Raw genomic sequence first — 5986 nt, forward strand, 5'->3', positions numbered from 1 at the left:
ACCGCGCCCAGTCCACATCGACACCGGCCACGTGCAACCGCGCCAACGCATCGACCAAAGCCGATCCCCCATCGCGACCCTTGCGCTGCGCAGGAACCACAACCGCGCCCTCCGACACGGAATCCGCAGCCATCGCCGACAAGACACCACCCGGCCCGATCTCCAGGAACGCGTTCACACCCCGCTCCCCCAACGCCCGCACGCTGTCAGCGAACCGCACGGTCTCCCGCACATGCCGCACCCAGAACTCCGGCGACGTCACGTCCCCGCCAAAACCCGGAAAACCCCCGTACTCCGGAACCCGACTCCCACTGAAACCCGGAACCCGGCCGGTGACCAGCGGGATCACCGGCTCCTGGAACGACACACCGCTGATCGCAGCGCGAAAACCCTTCAGCATCGGATCCATCAACGGCGAGTGGAACGCGTGGGAAACCCCCAAGCGCGTCGACTTCCACCGCGAGGACACCTCCAGCACCGCGGCCTCATCACCGGCCAAGACCACCGACGACGGGCCGTTCACCGCCGCGATCGACACACCACCGGTGAGGTGCGTCAGAACCTCGTCCTCGCTCGCCTGGACCGCCACCATCGCGCCACCCGGCGGAAGTGCTTGCATCAGACGGGCCCTCGCGGTGACCAGCGTGCAAGCATCTTCCAGGGAGAACACACCAGCCACGTGCGCTGCCGCGATCTCACCGATCGAATGACCCCCCACAAAATCCGGCCGCACACCGAACGACTCCACCAAACGGAACAGCGCCACCTCGACCGCGAACAACGCAGGCTGGGCGTTGCCGGTCTCATTCAGCGCTTCCGCGTCCCGGCCCCACATCACATCCCGCACCGCAGGGTCCAGGTGCCCCAACACCGCGTCCAGAGCCTCGGCGAACACCGGGAACCGGTCGTAGAGATCCCGACCCATCCCCAACCGCTGCGAACCCTGACCCGCGAACAACACGCCCAACGACCGCTCACCAGCCACGCCGCGGACCGCCTCCGCGACCTCGGTGTCCGAGGCCAGCAACACCGCGCGGTGCTCGAAAGACGCCCGCGACCTGACCAGCGAGGAACCGACGTCGACCGGCGACGCGTCCAGGTCGTGGAGCTGCGCGATCTGCTCGTCCAGCGCGGCCTCGGACTTCGCCGACACCACCCACGGCACGACGCCCGGGAGCACCCGCGCGTCCTCGACCGGCGCATCCACCACCGGCGGCTGCTCCAAGATCACGTGCGCGTTCGTGCCACCGATCCCGAACGACGACACACCGGACCGCCGGGGCCGACCCGTCTCCGGCCACTCGCTCGACGACGTCAGCAGTCCCACCGAACCGGATTCCCAGTTCACGTGCGACGAACGGGAGTCCGCGTGCAGCGTCCGCGGCACCACACCGGCCCGCATCGCCATGACCATCTTAATGACACCCGCGACACCCGCCGCCGCCTGGGTGTGACCGAGGTTCGACTTCACCGACCCCAACAACAACGGGATCTCGCGGTCCTGCCCGTACGTCGCCAGCAACGCCTGGGCCTCGATCGGATCGCCCAGGGTCGTGCCGGTGCCGTGCCCCTCCACCACATCGACATCCGAAGTGGACAGAGCGGCACCCGCCAACGCACGCCGGATTACCCGCTGCTGCGACGGACCGTTCGGCGCCGTCAACCCGTTCGACGCACCGTCCTGGTTCACCGCAGAACCCCGCAACACCGCCAAGATCCGGTGCCCGTTGCGCTGCGCGTCCGACAACCGCTCCAGCACGACCACGCCCGCGCCCTCGGACCAGCCCACGCCGTCAGCGGCATCGGAGTAGGACTTGCACCGACCATCAGCGGCCAGGCCGCCCTGCTTGGTGAACTCCACGAACGTCGACGGCGTAGACATGATCGTCGCGCCACCTGCCAGGGCCAGCGAGCACTCACCCTGCCGCAACGACTGCGCAGCCAGGTGCATCGACACCAACGACGACGAGCACGCGGTGTCGACGGTCACCGCAGGACCCTCGAACCCGAAGGTGTAGGAGACCCGGCCCGACGCGACGCTGCCCGCGGTACCGGTGGTCCAGTACCCCTCCGTGCCCTCGGGCGCATCGACGAGTCCGGTGCCGTAGTCGTGGTGCATGACGCCGGTGAACACACCCGCGTCGTGCCCGCGCAGCGACGTAGGGTCGATGCCCGAGCGCTCCAGCGCCTCCCAGGAGACCTCCAGCAGCAACCGCTGCTGCGGGTCCATCGCCAGCGCCTCGCGCGGCGAGATGCCGAAGAAGCCGGCGTCGAAATCGGCGGCGTCGTGCAGGAACCCGCCGAGGCGGGTCGCGCAGGTGCCGGGCCGCCCGGGGCCGGCGTCGAACATCTTCCCCAAGTTCCAGCCGCGGTCGGCGGGGAACGGGGAGAGCACCTCGGCACCGTCAACGACCAGCTGCCACAGCTGCTCGGGCGATCGCACGTCACCAGGGAACCGGCAACCCATGCCGATGATCGCGATCGCGTCTCCCGCTTCCGGTCGCGGCGGCGCCACGACCGCGGTCCGCGGCCGCTCGCCGAACAACTCGGCACGCAGGTGGCGGGCCAGCGCCTCCGGAGTCGGGTGGTCGAACGCCACCGGCGCGGGCAGGTCCAACCCGGTGGCCGCCGTCAACCCATTGCGCAGCGCCACCGCGCTGACCGAGGTGAGCCCGAGCTCGCGGAACGCGGTCTTCGCCGCCGTGCTGCTGACCGACGCGAGTCCCAGGGCCTCCGCGACTTGCCCGCACACCAGGTTCAGCAGGTAGGACTGCTGCTGTTGCGGTGCCATATCGGCCAGGCGTTGCCGGAGAGCGGACCGATCGCGCTCGTTCCCATCGGTCACCCTCGACGAGTTCTCGGCCAGACCGCGCAGCAGCGCGTGCTCGGACGCGGCATCGTTGGGCCGCATGACGACCGCGTGCGGCAGGTCCGAGGGAGCCGCCACGTCCAACATCGCCACCAGCTCCCGTCCTGGCACCGCGCCGACCTCGCCGTCGGAGTCCACGGCCAGGCACAACGCGCGCAGGCCCCGGGAACGGCGGTGCTGCGCCAACCCGGCCAGGAACGCCTGAGCCGCTGCCTGTTCACCTCGATCCGCCAGGCCGAGAGCACCGGCGGCCGTGCTCACGAGGAGGAAGGCGGCGATGTCGAGGTGCTCGGTGAGCCGGTGCAGGTCGACCGCACCGTCCACAACGGACCGGAAGGACCCCGGACCGTCCGCGCAGTGCAGCACCGCTGTGATCGGGCGCTCCAGCGCCGCCAGCACGGTGGCCAGTGCCTGGTGGTCGGCGACGTGGCAGTCGGCGATGTGGGTCTCGGCACCGAGGTCGTCCAACCCGGCCGCCAACTCGGTGTTCGCGTCGTCAGAGCCGATGAGCACGAGGTGGCGGGCGCCGTAGGCGGCCACGAGGTGCCTGGCGACGGCGGTCCCGGCCGGGCCCGCGGCACCGCTGATCACGACCGCGCCCTCCGGGTCGAGCCGCAGCGCCGAACCCTCCGGCGCAGCAGTGGGAACCGGCACCAAGCGCGGCGCGAGCGCGACGCCTTCCCGGACGGCGACCTCCTGCTCCGCCGAGGCGACTGCCGCCCAGAGCACGTCGATCGGTGCCTCGTCCCGGTCGAGGTCGATCAGCGCGAAGCGGTTCGAGTGCTCGGCCTGCATCGACCGCAGCAGACCCCAGATCGGTGCGTGCACCAGGTCGCTCACGTCCTCGCCGGTCGCCGTGGCGACCGCGCCCCTGGTGACGAGCACCAGGCGGGTGCCCGGCAGCGAGTCGTCGGCCCACCAGCGCAGCAGGTCCGCGACCTGGCGCAACGCCACCTCCGACGCCTGGCCGAGGTGGCCCTCCGCGTCGTGCGGGCAGCACACCACGGCGACCTCGGGTGCCCTCGCCCCGGCTGCTACCGCGGCGTGCAGCGCAGCGGCGTCCGGGTGGGTCTCGACGCTCATCCCGGCGGCGAGGAGTCCGGACCCCACCTCGAAGGGATCCGCGCCGAGCAGTGCCCAGGACGTGACTGCGGGACGCTGAGGGGGCAGCTTCGTCCAGACCATCCGCAGCAGCGACTCGTACCGGCTGTCGCCGGCCGCCCGGAGCCGGGCTGGCAGGCCGAGCAGGACGTGCCGGGTGATCTTGCCGGAAGCGGTCCGGGGGACGTGCTCGATCTCGTATACCTGCTCGGGAACCTTGAAGCCCGACAGCTGTTGCCGGCACACCGCGTAGAGCTGGGCGGGGTCGAAGCCCGAGTCGCGCGGCACGACGAGCGCGACCGGCACTTCGCCGAGCACGTCGTGCGGCTTGCCCACGACAGCCACGTCGGCGACCCCGGCAACGCCTCGCAGGACGTCCTCGACCTCGCCCGGGTGGATGTTCTCCCCACCCCGGTTGATCAGCTCCTTCACGCGTCCGGTGATGGCCAGGTAGCCGAACTCGTCCTGCCGGGCCAGGTCTCCGGTGCGGTACCAGCCACCCGGCAGCGCGGCGGCGGTCGCCTCGGGCTGGTTGTGGTAGCCCACCATCAGGTTCGGCCCGCGCACCCACACCTCGCCCTCGTCACCCGGGGCGACGTCGGCGAAGGTCTCCGGGTCGACCAGCCGGAGACCGAGACCGGGCACCGGCAGACCGCACGAGCCGTCCACTCGGGTACCGGTCTGCCAGTTCACGGCCATCAGGCCGCAGGTCTCGGTGCTGCCGTAGCCGTCGATCAGCGGAACGCCGAAGGTCTCCTCGAAGGACGTGCGCAGCGAGGCCGGGCACACCGAGCCCGCGGTCAGGCAGCGCTCCAGACCGCTGATCCGGGCGTCGCTGCGGTGCGCCGCCTCCAGCAGGTGGTGGTACATCGCGGGCACGCCGGTGAGGAAGGTGAACGTGTCTTCCTCGAACGCCCGCAGGACTTCCTCGCCTGAGAACCCGTCGAGGATGCGCGCCGTGGCCCCGACCGCGGTCACGCCGATCACGCACAGGACGTGCGCCAAGCTGTGGTGCAGCGGCAGCGGCCAGAGCACGCGGTCCCGCTCGGAGAGGCCGACGATCGGGGCGTAGCAGGCGGCCACCGACCACAGGCAGCTGCGCTGCGTGGACAGCACGCCCTTCGGCTTGCCGGTGGTGCCCGAGGTGTAGAGCATCCACGCGATGTCGTCGAGCGCTTGATCGTCTCGGGGCGGGTTCGCGGATTCGGACTCGATCAGGTCCGCGTAGCGGGTGACGGCCGAAGGGGTGTTGACGGGCAGCGGATCGCTTCCGGTCACCACGATCCGCAAGTGCGGGCGCCCCGGCAGCAACGCCACGACCTGGTCGAGCCGCCCGGGATCGGTGATCACCGCCTTGGTGCCGCTGTCGTCGACCACGTGGGCCAGCTCCGCGTCGGCGGAGTGCGGGTTGAACGGGACGGCCACGCCGCTGGCCCGGATGACCGCGAGGTAGCCCACCAACGTCTCGACGGAGTTGCCGAGGTAGATCATCGCGCGGTCGCCGGGTTGCAGCCGATCCGCCAGGTGTCCCGCGAGGATTCCCGTGCGCCGCTCGTACTCCGCGTAGGTCATGTCCCGGCGGTGGTCGCTGAACGCGATCTTGTCCGGCATCCGATCGGCGTGTTCCCGCAGCAGCTCGGACAACGGCCGGATGAGTTCGGTACGCAACACGACGACGCTCCCTCGTCCGATGGCTGATCGGGCCCGCCGTCGCTCGGGCCGTCGAACCGACCGCTCGGAACCGGAACGGTCGACACCGGACGACGTTGCTGGCAACCAGTCGCGACGCTAGTCCGACGGGTAGTGAGAATTTCCCTAGCAAGCGCCCGACCTCGCCAGGACCTCCGCCGGATCGCGGCCGTCTTCCACCACCCGGTTGCGGCGGTCTTCCGTCCCTACACGGACTACCGCCGCACTCCGGTCTCCGGTTGCGGCGGTATCCCGTCCGGCCACGCATCGCGACGGGCGGTATTCCGCGGACGGACCACGGGCGTGTTCGGGGTCGCGGGGGTGGCC

General features: G+C 70.8%; 1 protein-coding gene. It reads right to left on the minus strand.

Going from position 1 to position 5986, the window contains the following annotated elements; translation table 11 throughout:
• The coding region (locus E1161_RS27795; RefSeq protein ID WP_207920428.1) for a type I polyketide synthase at positions 1-5641 on the minus strand (5641 nt) is incomplete at its 3' end.
• Positions 5642-5986: the final 345 nt, after the last annotated feature.

The organism is Saccharopolyspora aridisoli, assembly GCF_004348445.1.
In the GTDB taxonomy this organism is placed as follows: Bacteria; Actinomycetota; Actinomycetes; order Mycobacteriales; family Pseudonocardiaceae; genus Saccharopolyspora; species Saccharopolyspora aridisoli.